This window comes from Nonomuraea sp. H19 (assembly GCF_052068215.1).
Lineage (GTDB): Bacteria > Actinomycetota > Actinomycetes > Streptosporangiales > Streptosporangiaceae > Nonomuraea.
The window spans coordinates 144,837-167,853 of the sequence record NZ_JBQHCV010000007.1; the positions used below are offsets into that span (position 1 = coordinate 144,837).

At 71.9% G+C, this 23,017-nt stretch carries 21 protein-coding genes; 11 read left to right on the forward strand and 10 right to left on the reverse strand.

All coding sequences use genetic code 11. The features are described from left to right. Nucleotides 1–29 precede the first annotated feature (29 nt). The 4 genes from zwf to eda all read left to right on the forward strand — a co-directional run bounded on the left by zwf (nucleotide 30) and on the right by eda (nucleotide 5,330). Nucleotides 30–1,505 carry a glucose-6-phosphate dehydrogenase gene (gene zwf, locus ACTMTI_RS17095; RefSeq protein WP_441121337.1) on the forward strand — a complete coding sequence of 492 codons (1,476 nt, stop codon included), beginning with the start codon at nucleotides 30–32 and terminating at the stop codon, nucleotides 1,503–1,505. Continuing rightward, nucleotides 1,502–3,454, forward strand: a complete 1,953-nt coding sequence (gene edd, locus ACTMTI_RS17100; protein WP_441121338.1) for a phosphogluconate dehydratase — start codon at nucleotides 1,502–1,504, stop codon at nucleotides 3,452–3,454. Before zwf ends, edd begins: the two co-directional genes overlap by 4 nt. Before the next feature lie 235 nt (nucleotides 3,455–3,689). After that, nucleotides 3,690–4,655, forward strand: coding sequence for a glucokinase (glk, locus tag ACTMTI_RS17105; protein WP_441121339.1), 966 nt, complete (start codon nucleotides 3,690–3,692; stop codon nucleotides 4,653–4,655). Nucleotides 4,656–4,718: 63 nt separating this feature from the next. Continuing rightward, entirely contained in the window at nucleotides 4,719–5,330 is a 612-nt protein-coding gene (gene eda / locus ACTMTI_RS17110; RefSeq protein ID WP_441121340.1) for a bifunctional 4-hydroxy-2-oxoglutarate aldolase/2-dehydro-3-deoxy-phosphogluconate aldolase, read from the forward strand. A 144-nt stretch (nucleotides 5,331–5,474) separates the two neighbouring features. Here the strand turns inward: eda and ACTMTI_RS17115 are convergent, their stop codons facing one another. Beyond that, a complete protein-coding gene (locus ACTMTI_RS17115) occupies nucleotides 5,475–6,704 on the reverse strand; it encodes an RNA-guided endonuclease InsQ/TnpB family protein (protein ID WP_441121341.1) in 1,230 nt (409 codons plus the stop codon). A 258-nt stretch (nucleotides 6,705–6,962) separates the two neighbouring features. On the opposite strand from ACTMTI_RS17115, the gene ACTMTI_RS17120 reads away from it, so the two are divergent. From ACTMTI_RS17120 to ACTMTI_RS17135, 4 genes are all read left to right on the forward strand, one after another. Continuing rightward, nucleotides 6,963–7,406, forward strand: coding sequence for an XdhC family protein (locus ACTMTI_RS17120; protein ID WP_441121342.1), 444 nt, complete (start codon nucleotides 6,963–6,965; stop codon nucleotides 7,404–7,406). 134 nt (nucleotides 7,407–7,540) lie between these two features. After that, nucleotides 7,541–8,299 carry an IclR family transcriptional regulator gene (locus ACTMTI_RS17125; protein ID WP_441121343.1) on the forward strand — a complete coding sequence of 253 codons (759 nt, stop codon included), beginning with the start codon at nucleotides 7,541–7,543 and terminating at the stop codon, nucleotides 8,297–8,299. A gap of 203 nt (nucleotides 8,300–8,502) precedes the next feature. Further along, complete coding sequence (locus ACTMTI_RS17130) at nucleotides 8,503–9,624, forward strand: cytochrome P450 (protein ID WP_441121344.1); 1,122 nt, start codon at nucleotides 8,503–8,505, stop codon at nucleotides 9,622–9,624. 148 nt (nucleotides 9,625–9,772) lie between these two features. Further along, nucleotides 9,773–11,668: a serine/threonine-protein kinase gene (locus tag ACTMTI_RS17135; protein ID WP_441121345.1), complete on the forward strand. Its 1,896-nt coding sequence runs from the start codon at nucleotides 9,773–9,775 to the stop codon at nucleotides 11,666–11,668. A gap of 24 nt (nucleotides 11,669–11,692) precedes the next feature. Here ACTMTI_RS17135 and ACTMTI_RS17140 read toward each other — a convergent pair whose 3' ends face one another. Both ACTMTI_RS17140 and ACTMTI_RS17145 read right to left on the reverse strand, forming a co-directional pair. Continuing rightward, on the reverse strand, nucleotides 11,693–12,598 hold the full coding sequence (locus ACTMTI_RS17140; RefSeq protein ID WP_441121346.1) for a D-isomer specific 2-hydroxyacid dehydrogenase family protein: 906 nt from the start codon (nucleotides 12,596–12,598) through the stop codon (nucleotides 11,693–11,695). A 22-nt stretch (nucleotides 12,599–12,620) separates the two neighbouring features. Continuing rightward, entirely contained in the window at nucleotides 12,621–13,241 is a 621-nt protein-coding gene (locus ACTMTI_RS17145) for a bifunctional 4-hydroxy-2-oxoglutarate aldolase/2-dehydro-3-deoxy-phosphogluconate aldolase (protein ID WP_441121347.1), read from the reverse strand. A gap of 229 nt (nucleotides 13,242–13,470) precedes the next feature. Here ACTMTI_RS17145 and ACTMTI_RS17150 point away from each other — a divergent pair, with 229 nt between their 5' ends. Beyond that, entirely contained in the window at nucleotides 13,471–14,685 is a 1,215-nt protein-coding gene (locus ACTMTI_RS17150) for an MFS transporter (protein ID WP_441121348.1), read from the forward strand. Here the strand turns inward: ACTMTI_RS17150 and ACTMTI_RS17155 are convergent. Together ACTMTI_RS17155 and ACTMTI_RS17160 are read right to left on the reverse strand one after the other, a co-directional pair. Continuing rightward, nucleotides 14,591–15,538, reverse strand: coding sequence for a carbohydrate kinase family protein (locus ACTMTI_RS17155; protein ID WP_441121349.1), 948 nt, complete (start codon nucleotides 15,536–15,538; stop codon nucleotides 14,591–14,593). The two genes, ACTMTI_RS17150 and ACTMTI_RS17155, sit on opposite strands and share 95 nt — an antisense overlap. Beyond that, complete coding sequence (locus ACTMTI_RS17160; protein ID WP_441121350.1) at nucleotides 15,535–16,560, reverse strand: LacI family DNA-binding transcriptional regulator; 1,026 nt, start codon at nucleotides 16,558–16,560, stop codon at nucleotides 15,535–15,537. The genes ACTMTI_RS17155 and ACTMTI_RS17160 overlap by 4 nt, the downstream gene beginning before the upstream one ends. Before the next feature lie 341 nt (nucleotides 16,561–16,901). Here ACTMTI_RS17160 and ACTMTI_RS17165 point away from each other — a divergent pair, with 341 nt between their 5' ends. Further along, on the forward strand, nucleotides 16,902–18,185 hold the full coding sequence (locus ACTMTI_RS17165) for an ABC transporter ATP-binding protein (RefSeq protein WP_441121351.1): 1,284 nt from the start codon (nucleotides 16,902–16,904) through the stop codon (nucleotides 18,183–18,185). A gap of 21 nt (nucleotides 18,186–18,206) precedes the next feature. On the opposite strand, the gene ACTMTI_RS17170 is transcribed toward ACTMTI_RS17165, so the two are convergent. From ACTMTI_RS17170 to ACTMTI_RS17185, 4 genes are all read right to left on the reverse strand, one after another. Continuing rightward, on the reverse strand, nucleotides 18,207–18,857 hold the full coding sequence (locus ACTMTI_RS17170; protein ID WP_441121352.1) for a Uma2 family endonuclease: 651 nt from the start codon (nucleotides 18,855–18,857) through the stop codon (nucleotides 18,207–18,209). A 163-nt stretch (nucleotides 18,858–19,020) separates the two neighbouring features. Next, the gene (locus ACTMTI_RS17175) at nucleotides 19,021–20,193 is read right to left on the reverse strand and encodes a hypothetical protein (RefSeq protein ID WP_441121353.1); all 1,173 of its coding nucleotides are present in this window, start codon (nucleotides 20,191–20,193) and stop codon (nucleotides 19,021–19,023) included. 206 nt (nucleotides 20,194–20,399) lie between these two features. After that, nucleotides 20,400–20,663: a hypothetical protein gene (locus ACTMTI_RS17180; RefSeq protein ID WP_441121354.1), complete on the reverse strand. Its 264-nt coding sequence runs from the start codon at nucleotides 20,661–20,663 to the stop codon at nucleotides 20,400–20,402. Beyond that, nucleotides 20,620–21,930, reverse strand: a complete 1,311-nt coding sequence (locus ACTMTI_RS17185) for an acyltransferase family protein (protein WP_441121355.1) — start codon at nucleotides 21,928–21,930, stop codon at nucleotides 20,620–20,622. The genes ACTMTI_RS17180 and ACTMTI_RS17185 overlap by 44 nt, the downstream gene beginning before the upstream one ends. A 90-nt stretch (nucleotides 21,931–22,020) precedes the next feature. Between ACTMTI_RS17185 and ACTMTI_RS17190 the strand changes: the two genes are divergently transcribed. Continuing rightward, nucleotides 22,021–22,320: a hypothetical protein gene (locus ACTMTI_RS17190; RefSeq protein ID WP_441121356.1), complete on the forward strand. Its 300-nt coding sequence runs from the start codon at nucleotides 22,021–22,023 to the stop codon at nucleotides 22,318–22,320. Nucleotides 22,321–22,430: 110 nt separating this feature from the next. On the opposite strand, the gene ACTMTI_RS17195 is transcribed toward ACTMTI_RS17190, so the two are convergent. Then, on the reverse strand, nucleotides 22,431–22,994 hold the full coding sequence (locus ACTMTI_RS17195) for a TetR/AcrR family transcriptional regulator (RefSeq protein ID WP_441121357.1): 564 nt from the start codon (nucleotides 22,992–22,994) through the stop codon (nucleotides 22,431–22,433). Nucleotides 22,995–23,017: the final 23 nt, after the last annotated feature.

The following is a 23,017-nucleotide window of genomic DNA, read 5'->3' on the forward strand; positions in this document are numbered from 1 at the left end:
GCTTTGGAAGATCATCGGAGCCCCTCACCGTGTCCACCCTTCCGATCACCGCGTCCGCCCACACCGCTGACCTCGTCGTCTTCGGCGGGACCGGCGACCTGTCCATGCGCAAACTGCTCCCGGCGCTGTATCACAGCGACAGGGAGGGCCGGCTCTCCGCGGAGACCCGCGTCATCGCCATGTCCAGGGGCGGGCTGACCGACGACGACTTCCGCGGCAAGGTGGACGCCGAGGTACGCGATCGGGTCCCGGTCGACGATCCGGCCGTGTGGCAGCGGTTCCTGGGCCGTCTGCACCATGTGTCGGTCGATGTCGGAGGCGCCGACAAGTCGGGCTGGGCCGCGTTGTCGGCCATGCTGGCCGGTTCCGAGGCGCGTGACCGGGTGTTCTACCTGGCCAGCCCGCCGCGTACGTTCGGGCCCTTCTGCCGGGAGCTGGCGGAGGCCGGGCTGGTGACGCCGCGCTCGCGCGTGGTCCTGGAGAAGCCGCTCGGCCACGACCTGCCGAGCGCGCAGGCGATCAACGACGAGGTCGGCGCCATCTTCGAGGAGCGCCAGATCTTCCGCATCGACCACTACCTGGGCAAGGAGACCGTCCAGAACCTCCTGGTCCTGCGCTTCGCCAACGCCTTCCTGGAACCGATCTGGAACTCGCTGTGGATCGACCACGTCCAGATCACCGCCGCCGAGACCGTCGGCACGCCGGGCCGGCGCGGCTACTACGACCACGCGGGCGCGCTGCGCGACATGGTGCAGAACCACCTGCTCCAGCTCCTCACGCTGACCGCGATGGAGCCGCCGGCCCGCAACGACCGCGAGGCCATCCGCGACGAGAAGGTCAAGGTGCTGCAGGCGCTGCGGCCGATCGCGGGAAGCGAGGTGGACCGGTTCACCGTGCGCGGCCAGTACGTCGGCGCCGACGACATGCCGGGCTACCTCGACGAGCCCGCCTCCACGCCGACGACCGAGGCCTCGCGCCGGGTGGAGACCTTCACCGCGATCCGCGCCGAGATCAAGAACTGGCGGTGGGCCGGGGTGCCGTTCTACCTGCGGACCGGCAAGCGGATGCCGTACCGGCGCTCGGAGATCGTGGTGCAGTTCAAGGACGTGCCGCACTCCATCTACCCCGGCGGCACGCCGAACCGCCTGGTGCTGCGGCTGCAGCCGGAGGAGGGCATCGAGCTGCACATCATGGCCAAGGAGCCGGGCGCGGGCGAGGTGACGCTGAAGCCGGTGCCGATGTCGCTGAGCTTCGGCAAGACGTTCACGACGCGGGTGCCGGAGGCGTATGAGCGGCTGCTGACCGACGTGCTGGCCGGGAACCCGACGCTGTTCATGCGCCGCGACGAGGTGGAGGCGGCCTGGCGCTGGATCGACCCGATCCTGGACGCCTGGAAGGCCGACCCCGCCCTGCCCGAGCCCTACCCCGCCGGAACCACCGGCCCCGCCGGAGCCCACGAACTGCTCGGCCGCAGCGGTCGCGCGTGGCACGAGGAGGACATGTGAATCCCATCATCCAAGACGTGACCGACCGGATCGCCGAGCGCAGCGCCACCAGCCGCACCGCTTACCTGGCGCGGATCCGCCGCGACGGCGAGGCCGCCAGGGCCAAGGGCCCCGCGCGGGCGCACCTCGGATGCGCGAACCTGGCGCACGGCTTCGCGGCCGCGCCTGCCGAGGACAAGCTAGTTCTGCGGGGTGCCGGAAACACGGCCAAGCCCGGCGTCGCGATCGTGACCAGCTACAACGACATGCTGTCGGCCCACCAGCCGTATGAGACGTACCCGCCGGCGCTGAAGGCGGCCGTGCGCAAGGCCGGCGGCGTGGCGCAGGTCGCCGGCGGCGTGCCGGCGATGTGCGACGGCATCACCCAGGGGCGGGCCGGCATGGAGCTGTCCCTCTACAGCCGTGACGTGATCGCCATGGCCACCGCGATCGCGCTGTCGCACGACATGTTCGACGCGTCGCTGCTGCTGGGCGTGTGCGACAAGATCGTGCCGGGGCTGTTCATCGGGGCGCTGCACTTCGGGCACCTGCCCGCGATCTTCGTGCCCGCCGGGCCCATGGCCTCCGGGCTGCCGAACAAGGTCAAGGCGCGCACCCGCCAGCTGTTCGCCGAGGGCAAGGTCGGCAGGGAAGAGCTGCTCGACGCCGAGGCGAAGTCGTACCACTCCCCCGGCACCTGCACCTTCTACGGCACCGCGAACTCCAACCAGGCGCTCATGGAGGTCATGGGCCTGCACCTGCCCGGCTCCACGTTCGTCAACCCGCACACCGAGCTGCGCCACGCCCTCACCGAGGCGGCCGGACGCCGGGCGGTGGAGATCACCGCGCACGGCGCGGAGTACACCCCGATCGGCGAACTGGTCGACGAGAAGTCCATCGTGAACGCCTGCGTCGCCCTGCTGGCCACCGGCGGGTCCACGAACCACACGCTGCACCTGGTGGCCATGGCGGCGGCCGCGGGGATCGTCCTGACCTGGGATGACCTCGCCTGCCTGTCGCCGGTCGTGCCGTCGCTCACCAAGATCTACCCGAACGGCCAGGCGGACGTGAACCACTTCCGCGACGCCGGCGGCATGCAGGTGCTCATCGGCGACCTGCTCGACGAAGGGCTGCTGCACGCCGACGTCATGACCGTGGCCGGGCGCGGCCTCGACCGCTACCGCGAGGCGCCGTCGCTGGTGGACGGCTCGCTGGTCTGGGAGCCCGTCACCGGCGGCAGCGGCGACCTGGACGTGCTGCGGCCGGTCGCCAAGCCGTTCTCGGCGGACGGCGGCATCCACATGGTCGAGGGCAACCTGGGCCGCGCCGTCAGCAAGGTCTCGGCGGTCAAGCCCGAGCACCTGGTGATCGAGGCGCCGGCGAAGGTCTTCGACGACCAGCTCGACCTGCTGAAGGCGTTCGAGGCGGGCGAGCTGGACGGGCAGGACTTCGTGGCGGTCATCCGCTACCAGGGGCCGAGCGCGAACGGCATGCCCGAGCTGCACAAGCTCACGCCGCCGCTGGCCGTGCTGCTCGACCGCGGGCAGCGCGTGGCGATCGTCACCGACGGGCGCATGTCCGGGGCTTCGGGGAAGGTGCCCGCGGCCATCCATCTGTCGCCCGAGGCCGCCGACGGCGGCCCGATCGCGCTGGTCCGCGCCGGCGACGTGATCAGGCTCGACTCGGCCGCCGGGACGCTGGAGCTGCTGGTGCCCGCCGAGGAGCTGGCCCGGCGCACGCCCGAGGGGCGGCCGCTGAGCGACGCGCAGTGGGTCGGCACGGGCCGCGAGCTGTTCGCGGCGTTCCGCCGGATGGCGGGGCACGCCGAGCAGGGCGCCGGGATCTTCGGCGTGAGCGGCGCCGAGTCGCCGCACCACGGTCCCGGCCTGGGCTTCCCCGCCGAGGCCGGTTCCTCCCACCTGGAGACGGGCGCCACCGCCGGGGCTCACCCCGCCGGGCTGGCGAGGTGAGCGCTTGTGAGCGGTTACGAGGTACGGCGAGCGCCGTTGGCGCGATACGTGTCGTCGGCCTGGTACGGGGTACGGCGAGCAAGGTTGGCACGATACGGCCCGCGGTCAGCGCCGTTGGACCCGTATGGCGTGATGTGTGCGCTCACGACCCTGGATGGGGTGGCGTGAGCGTTCATGGCATCCTTCGGAGTATGGCGGGCGATCTTGAGGCCGCCCTGACTGCCGGAGGTGTGCGGTGAGTGCCTTTGACCTTCCCTGGCTCGTCGCCGATATCGGGGGGACCAACGCCAGGTTCGGCCTGGTCACCTCGCTCGGTGCGGGACCGTCGCACGTCGCGGTCCTGGCCGGGGCCGACTACGACACACTCCCCGAAGCCGTGGCCGCCTACCTCGCGGAACACGCGGGCGGTGTGCGGCCGGGGGCGGCCTGCCTGGCCCTGGCCGGGCCGATCGACGGCGACCACTACCGGCTCACGAACTCGACGTGGGCCGGGTCCGTACAGGATCTCGACGTGCCGTTCGCGGCGCTGCTCAACGACTTCGAGGCGCTGGCCGTGTCGCTGCCGCACCTGGACGGCGACGACCTGGTGTCGCTGGGCGGGCCGGAGCTCGGCTACGGGGTCAAGGCGGTGCTGGGACCGGGCACCGGGCTCGGCGTCGGCGGCCTGGTGCCGGCCGAGCGCGGCTGGACGCCCATCCCCGGCGAGGGCGGGCACGTCACGGTGCCGGTCGTGGACCAGCGGGAGCTGGAGGTCGTCCGGGTGCTCCAGGAGCAGGGGCTGTCGCACGTGGTGGCCGAGCACGTGCTGTCCGGGCCGGGCCTGGTCCGACTGCACCGGGCGCTGGCCCGGGTCAACGGCGTCAAGGCGCCCGAGCTGACCGCCTCGGACATCGTGGCGAGGCTCGACGACTCGCTGTGCGCGGAGACGGTCGAGGTGTTCTGCGGCATGCTGGGCAGTTTCGCCGGGAACGTGGCGCTGACTCTCGGCGCACGAGGTGGGGTGTATCTGGGCGGCGGAGTGCTGCCACGTATCGTGGAACGCGTCCGCACCAGCAATTTCCGTACGCGCTTCACCGCTAATCCCGACATGGCCGCATATTTGGCAGCTATCGGGACCGCGCTGATCGTCGCGCCCCAACCGGCGCTGACCGGCGCGGCCGCCTGGCTGAGCCAGCGTGCCCGCAGGGAACTGGTGAGCTGAGACGGCACCGGCCGTGGTGTCCGGTACTAGACGGCCTTTGACGGGCCGATGAGGAGAAAACCCATGAGCTTGCTCGATCTCGCGCCTGTGATCCCCGTCGTGGTGATCGAGGACGTGGAGACCGCCGTACCGCTGGCCCGAGCCCTGGTCGCCGGGGGGCTGCCGGTCATCGAGGTGACGTTGCGCACCCCCGTCGCGCGCGAGGCCATCGCCAGGATCGCCGACGAGGTGCCCGCGGCGACCGTGGGCGCAGGGACCATCCGGACCACCGAGGACATCGCGGCTTCTGTGGCTGCGGGGGCGAAGTTCCTGGTCTCGCCGGGTACGACCCTGTCGCTGGTCGAGGCGATGGACTCCAGCGGGGTTCCGTACCTGCCGGGGGCCGCGACCGTGTCGGAGGTGATGGCGCTGGTGGAGCGGGGGATCAAGGAGCTGAAGTTCTTCCCCGCCGAGGCGGCGGGCGGCGTCCCCTACCTGAAGTCGCTGGCCGGGCCGCTGCCCGACGTGCGCTTCTGCCCGACGGGCGGCATCCGGGTCGACACCGCGCCCACCTATCTCGCGCTGCCGAACGTGGGCTGCGTCGGCGGCACCTGGCTGACCCCCGCCGACGCGCTGGCGGCCGGTGACTGGGGCCGCGTGGAGAAGCTCGCGTCCGAGGCCGCGGCCCTGCGCTGACGTTTCTTCGCGGCCACTTGATCATCTTCGTGGGGGCTCGCTACGGTTGGGCGCCTTTGCCCGCCCTTCGCCCCCGGGAGGCATGCAGGTTCCCGCGACATTCCGCCAGGATCGTTGCAGGTTGGCACGGCCTCATCCCCATGGTCAACTATCGCCGACCGATGCCGGTGGTTTGCTCTCACGGTCCCGTCTGGCTGAGGGGAGGCCGGTAGCGTGTGGCTGGTTGACAGCAGCCCAGCCCGCAGCGCCGCGTGCGGCGATGTTGCGGGCCGCGATGTGGTCGGCGTGCCCAGCGAGGCCACACCCGGTGCAGCCGAACCGGCCCCGCGCCGGCCGATTCGCCCTGGCAACGCACCCGCACCCCGGACAGGCCTGCGAGGTGTAGGCGGGGTCGACCAGGAGGAAGGCGATCCCGGCGCGCGCGGCCTTGTAGCGGGTGAAGGCGATCTGCTGGGCGAAGGCCCAGTTGTGCAGGGTGCGCCGCTGGAGCCGGTGAGCCCTTACCCGTCCGCGGATGCCCTGGAGGTCTTCCAGGGCGATCCCTTGGCCGGTGCGTTCGGCTTCGCGCACCACATACTTGCTGATTTGGTGGTTGAGGTCGGTCATCATCCGGTACTCACGCCCGGACAGGCGGCGCAGCACCCGCCGCGCCGCGCTGGTGCCCTTGGCCTGCAGGCGGCGGCGTTGGCGATGCCGCCGCTCCCGCAACGTGCGGACGTGCCCGTTGCCTTGGATCGGCCCGGGCAGGGCGGGGCCGGGCAGCACCGCCCCGTCGGAGGTGACCGCCAGGTTGGCCACCCCTTGATCCACCCCCAGGAAACCGTGGACCGGCTCACGCACCCCCGGCTTGGGCAGAGTGACGGTGACCTGCAACAGCCACACGCCGCGCCGGAAGATCAGGTCGGCCTCGCCGATCGGCAGCGCATCGACGGCTTTGAGGTCCTCCGGTCGGCCGGTGTACGGGACGGTGACACGGCCGGTGGGGGTCCACAGCGACACGGCGCGGGCATCCCGGCACCAGCTCATTAGGCGCGCGTCGTAGGGGACCGCTCCCTGCGGGCGGAAGATGTGGGCACGCTTCTTGGTGGCGCGCCGGTTGGCGTAGGCACCCGCTACCCGGGCAATGGCCCGCACGGTCGCCTGTGCGCCCAGCCCGGCCATCTGTGCGCGGACCGCATGGTAGGCCAGACGGTGCAGTTCCAGGATGGTGAAGGTGCGGTGCTGCCAGGCCAGGCGGGAGATCAAGGTGGCCGCCTGATTGCACAGCAGCAGCGCTGCCGTCAGGGCGTCGGCCTGGGCCAGGGTAGGCGAGAGCCGCAACTGCACCACCGCGGGCAGGCCTTGCTGTTTGGTGGCAGAGCGGCGGATCGCCATCTAGCACCTCCTGTAACGCCGCATCACCCACCGCGCATATTACTAATCGTAACCAAGTTTTCCATACTCTTTTCGAAAGGAGGGTCGCACTTTCTCCGGCCCTGCAGGGCCGAGTCTCCGCGCCACAATTCAGATGAGCTTCGGGCGGATGCATCGGAAAGAGGACGCCCGCTTCATCCGGGGCCGCGGCAACTACACCGACGACGTGCGACTGCCCGGCATGCTGTATGGGGCTACGAGGAGGAGGGACTGGTCGCGGTGGGCCAGCCGTGCCTGTCCGGTGGCACGCTGGAGATCTTCCTGGAGGCCGTGCTGCCTCCCGTGCTCGTCCACGTGTACGGCGACAGCCCCATCGCGCGGGCCTTCACCGCGGTCGGCTACCAGCTGGAGGCGAGGGCGGACCCGCCGGCGGCGATCGCCGACGACACCTCGGCCGTGCTCGTGGCCTCCCACGGGGTGGCGGAGGAGCCGGTCCTGCGGGCGGCGCTGGCCAAGGGCGTGCCGTACATCGGGTTGATCGCCGGCCGCAAGCGCGGCGCGGCGGTGCTGGCCCGCGTGGAGGGTGGTGAGCGGGTACGCGTTCCGGCAGGTCTGGACATAAGGGCCAGAACGCCTGGTGAGGTGGCCGTGTCGGTGTACGCCGAGCTCATCAGCCTGCGACGGCACAGGGCGACCGAGCCACCCAACGTGATCACGCGCTGACCACGGGTATTCGGAGACGCGGCAGCCGGGTACGCCAGCGAATGGAAAACCACAGCCCCCGGGAGGCCCCCCTCTTGCTCTCGGAGAGCGAAGGGACATTGATGCTGACGCAAACGGCCGGCCAAACTCAGCCGTTGACCGACGATCGTCCGGCGTCGCAGCCGGGGAGCCTGGAAAGGGGGATCGACCTCCTGCTGGCGCTAAGCACGGCCGCTTGCCCGGTCAGCCTGGCGCAGCTGTGCCGCAGCACGGGCCTGCCCAAGTCCACCGCGCACCGGATCCTGGGCGTGTTGTGCTCGCGCGAGCTCGCCAGGCGGGTGGGCAACGGCTACCTGCCCGGCGAGCTGCTGGAGTCGATGGCGAGCCGCAACCGCGCGCGGGTGCCCGGCACGCGCCGGGCGGTGCTGCCGTACCTGCTGTTCCTGCACGAGACGACCCGCCGGACGGTGAACCTGGCGGTGCCGTCCGGCCTGGAGGCCCGCTACGTGGAGCGGCTCTACGGGCACGACCGGGTCCGCTCCCGCTCCGACGACGTGGATCGGGCGCCGCTGCACTGCACGGCGACCGGCAAGGCGCTGCTGGCGTTCGACCCGGGGCTGCGCCAGGAGCTGCTGGCGCGCGGCCCGTTCGAGCGGATGACCAGCCGGACGGTCACCAGCCTGGCCGCGCTCGAACGCGAGCTCGCCCAGGTGCGCCGGCACGGCGTGGCCTACGCGCGGGAGGAGTACACCGAGGGTGTGGCCTGCGTGGCCGCCCCGGTGTTCGGCCCCGGCGGCCGCGTCTGCATGTCCCTCGGCGTGGCCGCGCCCGCCCACGCGGCGCCGCTGGCCAAGCTCGGCATCTCCGTACGCGGCGCCGCCCAGGCCATCTCGGCCGCGCTCCTCGGCGCCTAGACGTTCCGGTCACTGGAACGCCCATCGGGTTCCCGCCCGAAAGCGTTCCACTGACCGAAACCACGATTGCGGAACCCGGCACCGCAGCGATCACATCAGGGATATGGATTTCCTTGCCACCCCGGAGGCGCCCGCGGTCCGGTGCACATGGCCCCACATGGCCCCGGACTCGCGGGCGCCGGTGGGACGGCGGGAGGCCGCGCGTGCCTAGGGGCCTGCCCACGGCCACCGCGCTGGAGAGCCTGCGCCTGGCGGCCACGCTCGTAGCGCCGCGCGCGCCACACGTGCCCCCCGGCCCCGACCTGCTGCGCGCCCGCTCCCTGCTGGCCCGCCTCGAAGCCCGGTACGGCGGCCGCCCCGTCCTGGTGCGCGCTCCGAAGGGTCCGGCGCTGCTGGTGCTGTGCGACCGGGACGCGGTGCGCGTGCTGTCGGAGGAGAAGGACGCCTACGCCCAGGCCGTCGCGGAGCGCCCGCTCGCCCTGCCGGCGGACGTCCTGCGCCCGGCGTTCATCGACATCGCCCGCGAGGAGGCGGAGGACCTGGTCGACGGCGTGGTGGACTTCCCGCGGCTGAACGCCCGCTGGCAGCGTGTGGCCAGGCGCTGCGTGTACGGGGACGGCGCGGCCGGCGACGAGGAGCTCACCAGGCTGCCGGCGGGCCTCACGCGGGCGGGCAGGCGGCGGCGGATCCTCTCCGGCCGCCACGACGCCCGGATCGTCGACCACCTGCGCCGCGCCGAGCCGGGCACCCTGGCCGGCCTGATCGCCGGCGAACCCGAGTCGCGCGGACTGATGCAGGCGGCGTTCTGGCTGACGGGACTCGGCGTGACCGCCCCGGGGCTGATGCGGACGCTCGCCGTGCTCGCCGTCCACCCCGCCCACCGCAAGGCGGCCCGCGCCGACCCCGCCCACCTGCGGGCCTGCCTGCGCGAGGCGCTGCGCCTGTGGCCGCCGGTGCCGGCGCTGTCCCGGGTCACCACCGCCGAGACCGGCTGGTACGGCACCACATTGCCGGCCGGCACCACCGTGTTCGTGCCGATCGCGGCGCACCAGCGCAGCCCGCGCCTGCCGTACGCGAACACGTTCGCGCCCGAGATCTGGCTCGACGGCACCGCTTCCGGCGCATGGTGGGCCCGGCCCGGATGCGACGGCGCGCAGCTGACGCTCGCGGTCGGCACCGCTTTCCTGGCCGGCATCCTGCGGACGGCCCGCCCCAAGCCGGTCGGCCGGCTGCTCTCACCGCACCGCCCGCTGCCTCCCACGCTCGATGTCGCGCGGCTGAAGGTGACGATGCGGCCGGCCCGCCGCAAGCCCGCTCATGCCTGAAGCGAGGCCCGCTCAGGCCTTGTGGCGAACAGGGATGCCCGTCCTCCGTTAGAGTCTTGGGTACAAACGGGCCCTCAAGTGACGGGCTGGCCGGGCGGAGGATCGGTTCGGGTTGAGACGGGATGACGACGGCGAGAGGACGGCGACATTGGGGCGCTCCGCAGGCTCTCCGCTGAAGCCGGACGACCCGCCGGCGATCGGCCCTTACGAGCTGGTCAGCCGCCTCGGCTCCGGCGGCATGGGCGTGGTCTACCTCGCCAAGGCCGCCGACGGGTCGCGGGTGGCGCTCAAGGCGATCCGCCGCGACTACACCGCCGACCCCGTCTACCGGGCGCGCTTCCACGAAGAGGTGTCCAACGCGCGCAAGGTGGCCTCGTTCTGCACCGCGCGCGTGCTCGACCACGGCGAGGACCGCGGCGTCCTCTACCTCGTCACCGAATACATCGACGGCATCTCGCTGGAAGACCACCTGATCGAGCAGGGGCCGCTGTCGCCGTCGGTGCTGCACGCCGCGGCCGTCGGCGTGGCCGCCGCGCTGACCGCCATCCACGCGGCCGGGCTGGTGCACCGCGATCTCAAGCCGGCGAACGTGATGCTGACGCTGGCCGGGCCGCGGGTGATCGACTTCGGCCTGGCGCGCTCCACGCACGTCGACTCCCGGCACACCAACGCCGGAATGGTCATGGGAACGCCTGGATGGATCGCTCCCGAGCAGGTCTTCGAGGGGCGCACGAGCCCGGCGGGCGACGTGTTCGCATGGGGGTCGCTGATCGCCTACGCGGGGCTGGGCGGGCATCCGTTCGGGGAAGGGGACGCGTACGTGATGGCGGCGCGGGCCCGTACCGCGCCTCCTGATCTGAGAGGGCTGCCCGCGCCGCTCGACCGGCTGGTCGCGGCGGCCATCCACCCGGACCCGGCGCGCCGGCCCGCGGCCCGGCAGCTGCTGCTGGAGCTGGTGGAGGCGGCGGACGAGCCGGCGGCGCAGCTCGCGGCCACCAAGCATTTGACCAACGCGTGGAATCCGTCGGAGTTCGCACCGCTCGCGCATGGGCCGCACCCGAGGCCACCGCATCCGGAGCGGACCGGACCCGGCCCGGGGACGGGCAGAGGGCCGCAGCCACCGGGACCGGGACGCGCCCCCCAGGCACCGCCACCCGCCGAGGCCCGAGGCCATCAGGCGCCGCCACCCGCCGAGCGCACCGGACCCACCCCTGGGACCGGCCGGGGGCCGCACGTGCCACCCGCCGAGCGCACCGGACCCACCCCAGGCACCGGCCGGGGGCCGCACGTGCCACCCGCCGAACGCACCGGACCCACGCCGGGCACCGGCCGGGGGCCGCAGGGGCCGCAGGGGCCGCCGCATCCGGAGCGGACCGGACCCGTCCCGGGGACGGGCAGAGGGCCGCAGCCACCGGGACCGGGGCGGGGCACGCAGGCGCAGCATCCCGAGCGCACCGGCCCCCTCCCGGGGACGGGCAGAGGGCCGCTGCCCCACCACCAGACCGGGCAGGGGCCGCTCCCCCACCACGCCGCCACCGGCCAGGGGCCGCTGCCGGGTTACCCGCCCGCCAGGCCGAAGCGGAGCACGCTCGTGGGCTGCCTGACCGTGCTGGCGATCGCGGGCGTGCTGTTGGTGCTGCTGCTGGCCGTGCTGGCATGGGTGTTCCGCACGCCCCCGGCCGGCGCGGAGGGGCCTGCGCAGGACGGGAAGCTCAGGTTCGCCGTGACGAGCACGAAGTGTCCCAAGCCCGCGAAGACCGCGACGAAGCGCACCTGCCAGATCAGGGTGCGGGTCGACAACGTCGGGCAGGAGGCCAGGGTCCTCTATCCGGGCCAGCAGAAGCTGATCGACGAGAACGACGCGCTCTACGGCGGCACCAAGCTGCTCGACGGTGACGGCAAGGAGATCACGCCGATCCGCATCGAGGCCGGCGCGGCGTTCACCGGGACGCTGGTGTTCGAGCTGCCCAAAGAACGCGACGCCGTGGGGCTCGAGGCGCACGACTCCGGGCTGAGCACCGGCGTCCGGATCACTCTGGGCTGACGCCCCCTCAGCGCCTGTCCGGGATCAGAAGCCCTCCGATGGGGAGACCCGGCCCTCCAGCGGGGCGCCCTCGCCGAAGCGGCGCACGTTGGCCGTGACGCGTTCGGCCAGCCCGCGCCAATAGGCCGGGCGCGGGTTGGCGCAGTGCGGCGTGATGAGCACGTTGTCCAGGCTCCACAGCGGATGCCCGTCCGGCAGCGGTTCGGGGTCGGTGACGTCGAGCGCCGCGCCGCCGATGCGGCCCGCCCGCAGTGCCGCCACCAGGTCGTCCGTCACGACGAGGCTGCCTCTGGCGACGTTCACCAGCCAGGCGTCCGGGCGCATGAGCGCGAACTCGCGGGCGCTGAACATGCCCCTGGTGCCCGGGGTGGCAGGCGCCGCGACGACCACGTAGCCGGCCTCGGGCAGGACCTCGCGGTAGCGGGCGCGCGGAACCACCCTGGCCGCGCCGGGCGCCTCGCCCCGGTCCGTGACGGCGACGACCGGGCAGCCGAACGGCTCCAGCATGCGGATGAGCGCGCGGCCGATGCCGCCGCAGCCGACGATCGCGACCGTCGAGCCGGCGAACTCCCTCGACGTGTTGGGTCCCCACCGCGTGGCCCCGGCCAGGCGGTGCAGCCCGCGCGCGGCCGCCAGCATCATCGCCAGAGCGTGCTCGGCCACGGCCGGGCCGTACGCTCCGGCGGCGGCGGTGAAGGTCGGGTGCTCGGCGATGACGCCCGCCCCGGCCCACCGCTCGACGCCCGCGTGCGGCAGCTGCACCCACCGGATGCCCTCGTGGAGCATGGAGCGCAGTTCGCCGGGGTCGTCGCTGCCGAAGTAGACGATCGCCTCGGCCTCCTCCAGCGGCACGACCCGGCCGCCGGCGCGGCGTACCGCGTCGATGAGCACGGGCACCGGCTCCGGGCCGACATGGATGGCGACGGTCATCGTGGAAACCTCCTGGTGGATCTCAGCGGGCGGCGGCGAGCCTGGTCAGCAGGGCGGTGACGCGCTCTCCCGCCGCCTCGGCCCCGCCGGAGGTCAGCGCCGAGCCCATGCCGCAGGCCACGGCGCCGGCCGCGATCCACTCCGGCGCGTCGTCGATCGTCACACCGCCGGTGGGGATCGCGGGGACCTGCGGCAGCGCGGCCCGTACGTCACGCAGCCAGGACGGGGAGACCGCGGACGCCGGGAAGATCTTGACCGCGTCCGCGCCCTCCTCCAGCGCCCTGACGATCTCGGTGGGGGTCGAGACGCCGGGGAAGACGGGCACGCCGTACCGGTGCCCGGTGCGGATCACCTCGGGGTGCAGGTTCGGCGAGACCAGGAAGCGCGCGCCGGACTCCACGGCGGCGCGCGCCGCGGCGGCGTCCAGCACGGTCCCGGCACCGACGAGCGCCTCGGGCCGCCGCTCGGTGAGCCGCGCCACCGCGGCCAGCGCGCGTGGCGTGGTCAGCGCCACCTCCACGGCCCGCAGCCCGGCGTTCAGCACGGCCTCCGCGGCGGCCACCGCCTCGTCGGGCCCCGCGGTCCTGACGATCCCGAACACCCGCTGCTCGGTGACGGCCTGGACGATCTCCCACCGGTACATGACTTCCCCTCTAACGGCGAACCGTCACCCCGCACCGCATATCCCGGACGAAACCCGCGGCGAGGCCGGGCCGCGTGCCCGAGTTTAGAGACAGGCGCGGCGTCGCCCGGCATCGGGGCGCGATCGGCGCAGGCGGTTGCTAGGCAGCCGTGCGGTATTCATGATCGAGGGGTGCGACACCCTCGGCGCCGGTCGAGCGATGAGGGAAACGTTTCCGGAGGCATTGCGCGTGAGGCGTCCCTTCATCATCTTGCTGTCCGCCAACGCTCTCTCCGTCACCGGGAGCATGCTTTCCCTGATGGCCGTGCCGTGGTTCGTCCTGGACACCACGGGCAGCGCGGCGCTCACGGGATTGGCCGCGTTCGCGACGACGTTCCCCATCGTCCTGTCCGCCGCCTTCGCCGGGACGCTGGTGGACAAGCTGGGTTTCCGGGGCGCGAGCGTGCTGTCCGACCTGACGAGCGGGCTCGTGGTTCTGGCCGTTCCGGTGCTGTTCTCCACGACCGGGCTGTCCTACCCAGCCCTGCTGGCGCTGCTGTTCCTGCGCTGGCTGGTGGCCACCCCCGGGGAGACCGCGCGCAAGGCGCTGCTCCCCGAGCTGTCCGCGCTCGGGGAGGTGCGGATCGACCGGGCGACCGCGTCCTACGACGGCGTCCACCGGGGCGCGGCGATGGTGGGGGCGCCGCTCGCCGGGGTGATGATCGCCTGGCTCGGGGCGAACGCACTCCTTTACGTGGACGGGGTCACGTTCCTGCTTTCCGCGCTGCTGATCGGCTGCGGCGTTCCGCGGGTCAGCGGCGGCGGGGCGCCTGGCGGATATCTGCGCGGCCTGCGCGACGGGCTGGCCTTTCTGTGGAGCGACCGGCTGCAGGTGAGCGCCACCACGATGGTCGTGGTGGTCAATCTGCTGGACACGGGCGTGACGCAGGTGCTGCTGGCGCTGTACGCCCGCGACGTGACGGACGATCCCCGCGCGTTCGGGCTGCTGGCCGGCGCGGTCGGGGCGGGCGCGCTGGCCGGGACCATCGTCTACGGCGCCGCCGGCGCGCGATTACCCCGGCGGCTGACGTTCGGGCTGTCCTTCGTCCTCGCCGGGGTCCCGCGCGTGCTGGTGCTGGCGCTCGGCGCGCCGTTGCCCGTGGCGCTCGGCGTCACCGCGCTCTCCGGATTCGCGGCCGGCGCCATCAACCCCATCCTCGGCGTCATGCAGTACGACCGGATCCCCGCCCACCTGCGGGCACGCGTGCTCGGCACCATGAACGCCGCCGCGTACGCGGGCATGCCGGTCGGCGGCCTGCTGGCCGGCTCGCTCACCGAGGTGGCCGGGCTCACGGCGACGCTGTACGCGTTCACGTGCGTCTATCTGCTGGCTTCGGTCCCGCCGTTCGTGGGACGGGCCTGGCGGGAGCTTGATCTGGCCGCCGCGCCGCGGCCGCCCGGGTGAGCAGGAGGGGCTCGGTGATCGGGGACTCGTGGGTGCCGGCGACCGTGCAGGCGTGCGCGCCGGCCATCGAGCCCAGCTCGACGCATTCCTCCAGCGGCCGGCCGCGCAGCGTGCCGTACAGGAATCCGGAGACGAACGCGTCGCCCGCGCCGTTGCTGTCGGCCACCGGCCCGGGCAGCGGCGCGGCCGGGAAGGCACGTACGCCGGAGTCGCGGGTCAGCACGAGGCAGCCGTCGGCGCCGCGCGTGCACACGACCGTGTGGGCGCGGCCGCGGGCGAGGATGCCGCGCATGGTGGCGGCCGGCTCCCGCAGCGCGGTGGCCGACAGGAACACCAGGTCGGAGCGGTAGGCGAAGTCCTTGTGGTAGTCGTCGGCGCCGTCCCAGTCGTGCAGGTCGGTGGAGGTCGGCGTGCCGTCCAGGTCCGGGTAGGCGTGGCGGCAGAAGTCCATGATCGACAGGTGGACGTGCCTGGCCCGCACGTTCGCGTACAGCTCCCGAGGCAGCCGCTCGCCGGGGGTGGCCTTGGCGTCGTAGAAGGACGTGCGGCGGCCGTCGGGTCCCACGAGCAGCACGCTTCTGCGGGTGCCCGCCGCGGCCCGCCCCCAGGCGCAGTCCAGGTCGCGCAGCGCGTGGCGGATCAGCGCGCCCTGCGGGTCGTCGCCGATCAGGTCGGCGAAGGCGACGTCCAGCCCGAGCGCGTGGCAGCCGAGCGCCACCCCGGCGCCGGTGCTGCCGATCCGGTCGACGACCGGCGGCACCTGGTAGGTGTCTTTGTACGGCAGCGGCAGCTCGGGGACGTAAACCGTCGTGTCGACCCCGGCGCCGCCGAGGACCAGGACGTCGCGCGTCACCGGTTGACCAGCGGGCCCGATCCGGTGGAGCCGCGCACGACCAGCTCCGGCTGGAAGATCAGCTCCACGTGCTTGGCGGGGGCGCCGTTGACCTCTTCCAGCAGCGTCTGCACGGCCGCCGAGGCCATGGCGCCGATCGGCTTGCGTACGGTGGTCAGCGGCGGGTCGGTGAAGGCGATCAGCGGCGAGTCGTCGAAGCCGACCACGGACACCTCTCCCGGCACCGACAGCCCTTTCTCCCGGCAGGCGCGGATGGCGCCCAGCGCCATGAGGTCGCTCGCGCACACGATGCCGGTGCAGCCGCGGACGAGCAGCTGCGCGGCCGCCGCCTGCCCGCCCTCGACCGAGAACAGCGAGTGCGCGATCAGGTCGTCGACGTCGGTCGCGCCCAGCAGGTGCGCCATGGTCTGCTTGAATCCCTCGATCTTCCTGATCACCGGCACGAACCTGCGCGGCCCCAGCGCCAGGCCGATGCGCTCGTGGCCGAGGTCGACCAGGTGCTGCACGGACAGCCGGACGGCCATGCGGTCGTCGGGCGAGATGAAGGGCGCGTCGATGTGCTCGCTGTAGCCGTCGACGAGCACGATCGGCAGCCCGCGGTCGATCAGCCGGGTGTAGCGGTCCATGCGGGCGGTGGTGTCGGCGTGCAGGCCCGACACGAACACGATGCCGCTCACCCCCCGGTCCACCAGCAGCTCGGTGAACTCGTCCTCCGGCGCGCCGCCGGGCAGCTGGGTGCACAGCACCGGCGTGTAGCCGTGCTGGGTCAGCGCCTTCTCGATCGCCTGCGCGAACGCCGGGAAGATCGGGTTGTCCAGCTCGGGCGTGACCAGGCCGATCAGCCCGTGGCTGCGCTGGCGCAGCCGGGGCGGCCGCTCGTAGCCCATGAGGTCGAGCGCGGTCATCACCGCCTGCCGGGTGGTGGCCGAGACCCCGGGCTTGCCGTTGAGCACCCGGCTGACCGTGGCCTCGCTCACCCCTGCCTGGGCGGCGATGTCGGCGAGGCGAGCGTGACCGTTCATGCCACTCACTTTACTTTCCACCAGGCTGCCGAATCCGCTGCTCCAGGGACATCCGAGGCGAGCAGCGACGTGCCACGCGACGCCGAACTACCGGCGTTCCGCCACCACGCGGTCATAGTCTCCCCACGGACGTTTCGACCATGAAAGCTCTTTCCGCAACTTTACGCAACTGCTTGCCGCAGCCTACTTGTCCGGAAATTTCGGTTTCGGTCCCCTAAAAACCCCGGCCGAAACTAATTGGAAGCAGATTCTTTATGTCAAGGGTGGACATGCAGCGTTAAGGCGCGATGTACTACCCCTTCAATCCCGTCACAGGTGACACGCGTGCAAGGTGTGGGCCCATGAGCTCGGTCGTTCTCGACAAAGTGTCCAAGGTGTATCCGGGCGGCTACCTCGCAGTCGACCGGCTGAGCCTGCGGGCGGAAGACGGCGAGTTCCTCGTCCTCCTCGGTCCGTCCGGATGTGGCAAGTCCACGCTGCTCCGCATGATCGCGGGCTTGGAGGAGATCACCGCGGGTGATCTGTGGCTGGACGGCCAGCTGGCCAACCACTTGGCTCCGCGGGACCGCGACGTCGCCATGGTGTTCCAGAACGGCGCCCTCTACCCCCACCGCACCGTACGCGGGAACATCGCCTTCCCCCTGGAGATCGCCAAGTCGGACCCGGCGATGGTGCGCGAGCGGGTCACGGAGCTGTCGAAGGCGTTGCACATCGACGAGACGCTCGACCGCCGCCCGGGCACGCTTTCCGGCGGTCAGCGCCAGCGTGTCGCGATGGGCCGGGCGATCGTCCGCCAGCCCAAGCTGTTCCTGATGGACGAGCCGCTGTCGAACCTGGACGCCGGCATGCGTACCGAGCTGCGCATGGAGATCTCCGCGCTGGTCAGGTCGCTCGGCGTCACCACGATCTACGTGACGCACGACCAGGTCGAGGCCCTCACGCTGGCCGACAGGATCGCCATTCTGAATCGCGGGGTGCTGCAGGACGTCGGCACCCCGGCCCAGATTTACAACGATCCAGCGACGGCGTTCGTGGCGGCGTTCCTCAACTCGCAGCAGTTGAATCTGCTGGCCGCCGGCGTCAGGACGCCTCAGAACCAGTACGTCATGCTCGATTTCGGCCCGCACCGGCTGATGTTGCCGTGGAGCGATCCCAGGGCGTACGCGATCTCGCAGCACACGGGCGGGCAGGTGCTGGTGGGGCTGCGGCCCGACGGGCTGGCGGCGGTGCCGGAGTCGTACGAGGGGCCGTCGTTCTTCGGCCGGGTGCGGGCGCTGGAGTACCACGGGCACGAGTGGCTGGCGTATCTGGAGTGCGGCATGCCGGCCATGCCGGTGCCCGAGCCGCCGGACCCGCGCCATCACGTCAACGGCGAGAAGAACGGGTCGGGGAAGCTGTCGGGGCTGGTGCGGCGGCTGTTCTCGACGCCGAAGGAGGAGCACCAGCAGCAGGAGCAGGTGGGACAGCACCCGAACAGCGGCATCCATCGGCGTTCCGACCTGATCGTCCGGCTCGGCAACCGGCCCGTCTGGCGCGTCGGCGACGCCGCCAAGGTGGCGGTCGACCTGTCCCGGCTCATGATCTTCACCATGGACGGCACCCGCATCGACCCTCCGCGCCGCTGACTCACGCCTGCGTGGAGACGGCTATCTGGGTCGCTGACCGGCGAGCACCGCTGGGTCGAAGGAGACGGGGAAAGGCTCACTGATCGTCAGAATGTCCCCTGCCTTGGCCTCCGCAATCAATTCGTAGCCCTGCGCGCCGAGATTGAAGACTTCGACACGCGGCGCGTCGTCGCCCATGAGCTCGGCCCGGATGAAGACCGCGATGCCTGCTGCGGCATATATGGGCGGCTTGATCTCATAGTCGCGGCGACGGTTTACCTTGCCCGGGCTGACGACCTCGACCACGCACACGACCTGGGCGGCGGTGAGACTTGCGACCCCCGCCGCTATCGTCTCGGCAAGCCCTACCACGGCGTCAGGGATGAGACCATCTTCGCCAACCTCGAGGTTGATCGTCTCGACCACCTCGTATTCCGGAGGGCGCGCATCATCCAGGATGCGGACCAGGCGCTTCGCCGCGAGTGCATGATCGGATTTGGGCATGGGACTCACGACAAAACTCCCGTCGATCAACTCGATCCGCTCCCCGGTTTCAGGCAGCTTGAGCCAGTCCTCGACGGTGTAGCCATCATTGCTCGGTGGCACGACGAAAAGCCTGACACGCCGCGGTGGCGCATGGGCAACCAACCACCCATCGTCCGGCAAAGCAGTCATCGCCTCATCGCCTTCCATGCATCCGAGTCTCGCACGCACGACAACCAGAGCCAACTGTAACGTCGCGGGCACGTCGAGTGACGGCGCCACGTTACCCCGCCTTTACCGGCTCCGTCAGCCAGTCCGGGGAGAAGCCGCACGGCGACGAGCAGGTCACCGGCTTCCCATGGGTGGCGGCAGTTCACGGCGCAGGAGTCCAGCGGGGCCCGTCGGGTGTGTCCTCCACGAGGACGCCGCCGGTGAGCATCGCCGCCCGCAGCGCGTCGGCGACCTCGTAGCGACCCTCATCCCGCAACCGCGCACGGAGCGCCAGCAGCGGCTCCACCAGGCCGGGCAGGCTCGCCGTCGCGGCCAGCTCGCCGAGCCGGGCGATGAGCAGCCGCATCAGCTCCCTGGCCTGATCCACGCCACCGGCGTCCTCCTCGGTGTCGGCCGCCCACTTGACGACCTCCGCTTCGAGGTCGAGCACGCTCTGCGCGGCCGCCACCATGTCGGGCTTGGCCGCGGCCGCCTTGAACAGCTCCTCACACGACCGGATCGTCTCCTCGAGCGTGACCTCGGCGGGCACCGGCTCCGGATCGGCCCGCGGCGGCGCCGGCCTGCCGGGGCCGCCTTCCGCCAGGCGGCGGAGCTCGGCCAGGTCGGTGCGCGTCCCCGTGGGCAGGACGGTCTGCGAGCCGGGACACCGGACCGTCAGACCTCCCCTGCCCGCCACCCGCACCGTTTCGCTCTCCAGATCGATGACGACCGCCGTGTGCTCGTCGAGGCCGAGCACGACGGTGCCGGGCGGCAGCTCGCCCTCCAGGCGCGACAGCCGGCGCTCGCCGAGGTAGCAGTAGCGGGTGTCGTGGGTGCCGCCTTCGGCGTTGTCGAAGTGCGGGATCAGCACCGCCCGCAGGCCGAGCGGCGCCAGCAGGTCGAGGCCTTCGCGCCAGTGCGGGTCCGCGCCCACCTTGTAGATCTCGTAGACCGGGACGGTGGCCAGGCCGGCCGTGCAGGCCGCCGCAGAGGCCAGCACGGTCACCCCCTGACGGGCCCGGACCCGGGCGCGCAGGTCACCGGCCACGCCCGAGTCCGTCCACCGGTCCAGCGCGTAGGTGGGGCTGCCGGGGCCGGAGAAGACCCAGTCGGCGCCGGTGATCCCGGAGGCCACCTCGACGTCCAGGCCGACGCTGCGGGCGAAGTATCGGCAGGCGCGGGCGGAGATGTCGGCGCGGTTTTCCTGGAAGGCGTAAGGAGTGTCGAGCAGCACCGCCCGCGCCCCCGCGCGCAGCGTCCGCGCGGCGGCGCGGTGGATCTCGACCATGGTCGGGCTCGTCTCGCCCGATCCCATCAGCACCAGCAAGCCGGGCATGGCTGTCGGCCTCTCTCTCGCACGCCATCGACTACAGCCGGGCGCGCCGCGGTGTTCAAGAGCAGGGAGACATCTGCGTCAGTAGCGCACTTGCATATCATTGGCAGTAAGTTGTTCGCGGTGACGGGAAGACACGTGGTCTTGGTTGAGACGCTCATGCTACGGGTGAGCACCGACAATCGCTGGTCGTATCGGCATGCCATGATTCAGCCGGGACCCGGCGAGAGCCCGGACGCGGCCGCGCGGCGGCTCAGCGGGGTGACGGCGGCCGATCCGGACACCGTCGTGCACTCCACGAGCTGGCGATATGAGCCGGACGACAGGATCGTCCTGACGTACGCGGTGTGCCCCGATCCGGCGCCATGGCTGCCCGCGATCGAGGTCCCCGTGCTGGAGATCGCCCGCGGCGAGGCGCCCGCCGCGCCATCACCCGACCGGGTCGCCCCGGCCAACGTGGTCGCGCATGCCATCAGGCATCTGGCTTTCCTCATGGCCGAGGACCCCGTCGTGTCGCGGGCCCTGTCCCGCCACCCGCTGATCGGCCGGGCCCTGGAGCCCGCGGGTGCTCCTGCGTGAGACGCGGCGGCCCAGCGCCTGCATGGGCCGCTCGATCCAGCGGTAGGCCAGCGCGCTGACGACCAGCACCACGGTCATCGCCAGCGCCGCCATACCGAGCTGGTACGGCAACTCCGCCTGCCGCAGGTCGCCGCTGATCTCCACGAAATACTTCAGCAGCGGATGGTGCACCAGGTAGAGCGAATAGCTGATCAGCCCGAGCCAGACGAGCACCCTCGGCAACCGCCGTGCACGGAGCGCCATCGCGCCCGCGAACGTGGCGCCCGCCAGCGCGATCGTGGTGAGCCACACGTCGGCCTGCACCCACCACCAGCCGCTCTCGATGGCCCACAGGGGCGCGATCGCGACCAGCGCCGTCGTCACCGCCACCGGCCACAGCGAGCCGCCGCCGCGCTCCCACCGGTGGATCGCCGTGCCCGCGAACATGATCGCGATCACCGCCGCGCCCAGCCACGGCACCCGGCTGCTCAGCAGCAGCAGCGCCAGCGCCATCACGCCGAGCACGCAGGCCGCGGGCGTACGGAGCCGCCCCCACACCACGCACACGAGCCCGGCCACGAACATCCCGCAGGACAAGTACGCCGGCCACCCGCCCACCAGCACCGCTCCGGACGCCACCAGCCCCACGACCACGGACCCCGCGGCGAAGAGCATCGACAGCAGTCCGCTGCGATCGTGCGCCCGGATCAGGAACAGCGCGGTGACCAGCAGGTAGAACACCATCTCGTACGACAGCGTCCACATCGTGTCGGCCACGCCTCCCACGCTCACCACGTCGAGCAGCATGGTCGCGTGCGCCGCCACCGCGCTCCCGTCCCGCGGCACCTCCCCGCGTACCGGCACCCACCACGCCAGGGCCAGCACCAGGACGATCACGCTCAGGTAGAGGGGGTAGAGCCGGAAGAACCGGCTGATCCAGAACGCCCGCACGTCGCCGTGCCGCTCCAGCGACGTGGGGATGATGTAGCCGCTGACCAGGAAGAACACGAAAATGCCGTAGACGCCCAGGTTGAACCAGTACGGCCGCAGGTCCGGCAGGAACCACGGCAGCAGGTGCTCGGCCACGACCGCGAGCGCGCCGATGCCACGCAACGCGTCCAGCCAGGCGAGCCTGGCCACGGGAATGGGCACAGAACGGGCGACGGCTGTAGACACCCGCATCAACATACCCGCATGGGGACAAGTGATGCGGTGGTGTTTCGGGATGCGCAACAGCCTGCGCCTATGGGCCGGGGTGTCTAGAGTGGGCCCGTGCTTGAAGATCTCCGCCAGCCGCTGGTCAGGCAACTCGCCGAGTCCGACGCCCCCCGCCACTACTGGCACCTTGCCGACGAGGACGGCCGCGCCTGGCTGTTCGAGAGCGTCGAGGGCGACGGCGAGCACTGGGCGATCAGGCAGGTCGAGGTCGGCGCCGACCGCCTCGCCCGCCGCTACTGGTGGCGGCACCTGCAGGACGAGCACGGCTTCCTCACCGACCAGCCGCTGGAGATCTGGGAGCTGACCGAGATCACCGAGGCGGCCTTCGAGGCCGTCTGGCAGGCATCGGCCTAGGCTGGAAGCCTGTCCCGCGCGGGCCCGATCGCCGCCGGACTGGACCCGGCTCACACTCCTCGCCTTACGCCTGCTGCACCGGCCCGCCGGCCGACGGGTGCGGGGATCCGCTACCGGCCGGATCCGCTCAGGCCGTGGACGATCAGGTTGACGGCCGTGTCGAGGGTGCGGTCGATCTCCTCGGGATCGTCCGGAATGCGCCCTTGGATCTCGGCCGTGATGATCCCCCCGACGAACGCGTGCAACACGTCGCCCGTCCGGCGCAGCTCCGCCTCCGGCACCCCGGCCAGCCGCAGGATCCGGTCGAGCGCCTCCCACATCGGCAGCCGCCGGTCGGAGGTGATGTCGGGACGGCTGTGTACGTATGTCCATAGGGCCGGATGCTCGCGCGCGTTGCGGTGGTAGGCCAGCGCGAGGGCCCTGAGCTGGTCCTGCCACGGCGTGCCGTCGTCCGGCGGCAGATGCACCCGCTCTGCCGCCATGGCGCAGATGTGCCCCAGCAGCGCGTCCTTGCTCTCCACGTGGTGGTAGAGCGACATCGGGTTGACATCCAGCTCCGCCGCCAGCTTGCGCATGGACAGCCCCTCCACGCCGCCCTCGTCCATCAGGCGCAGCGCCACGGCGCCGATCTCGCTGAGACTCAGGGGTGCGCCCCTGCGCGCGCTCACAGCCATACACCGTATGGTAGCGTCCACCA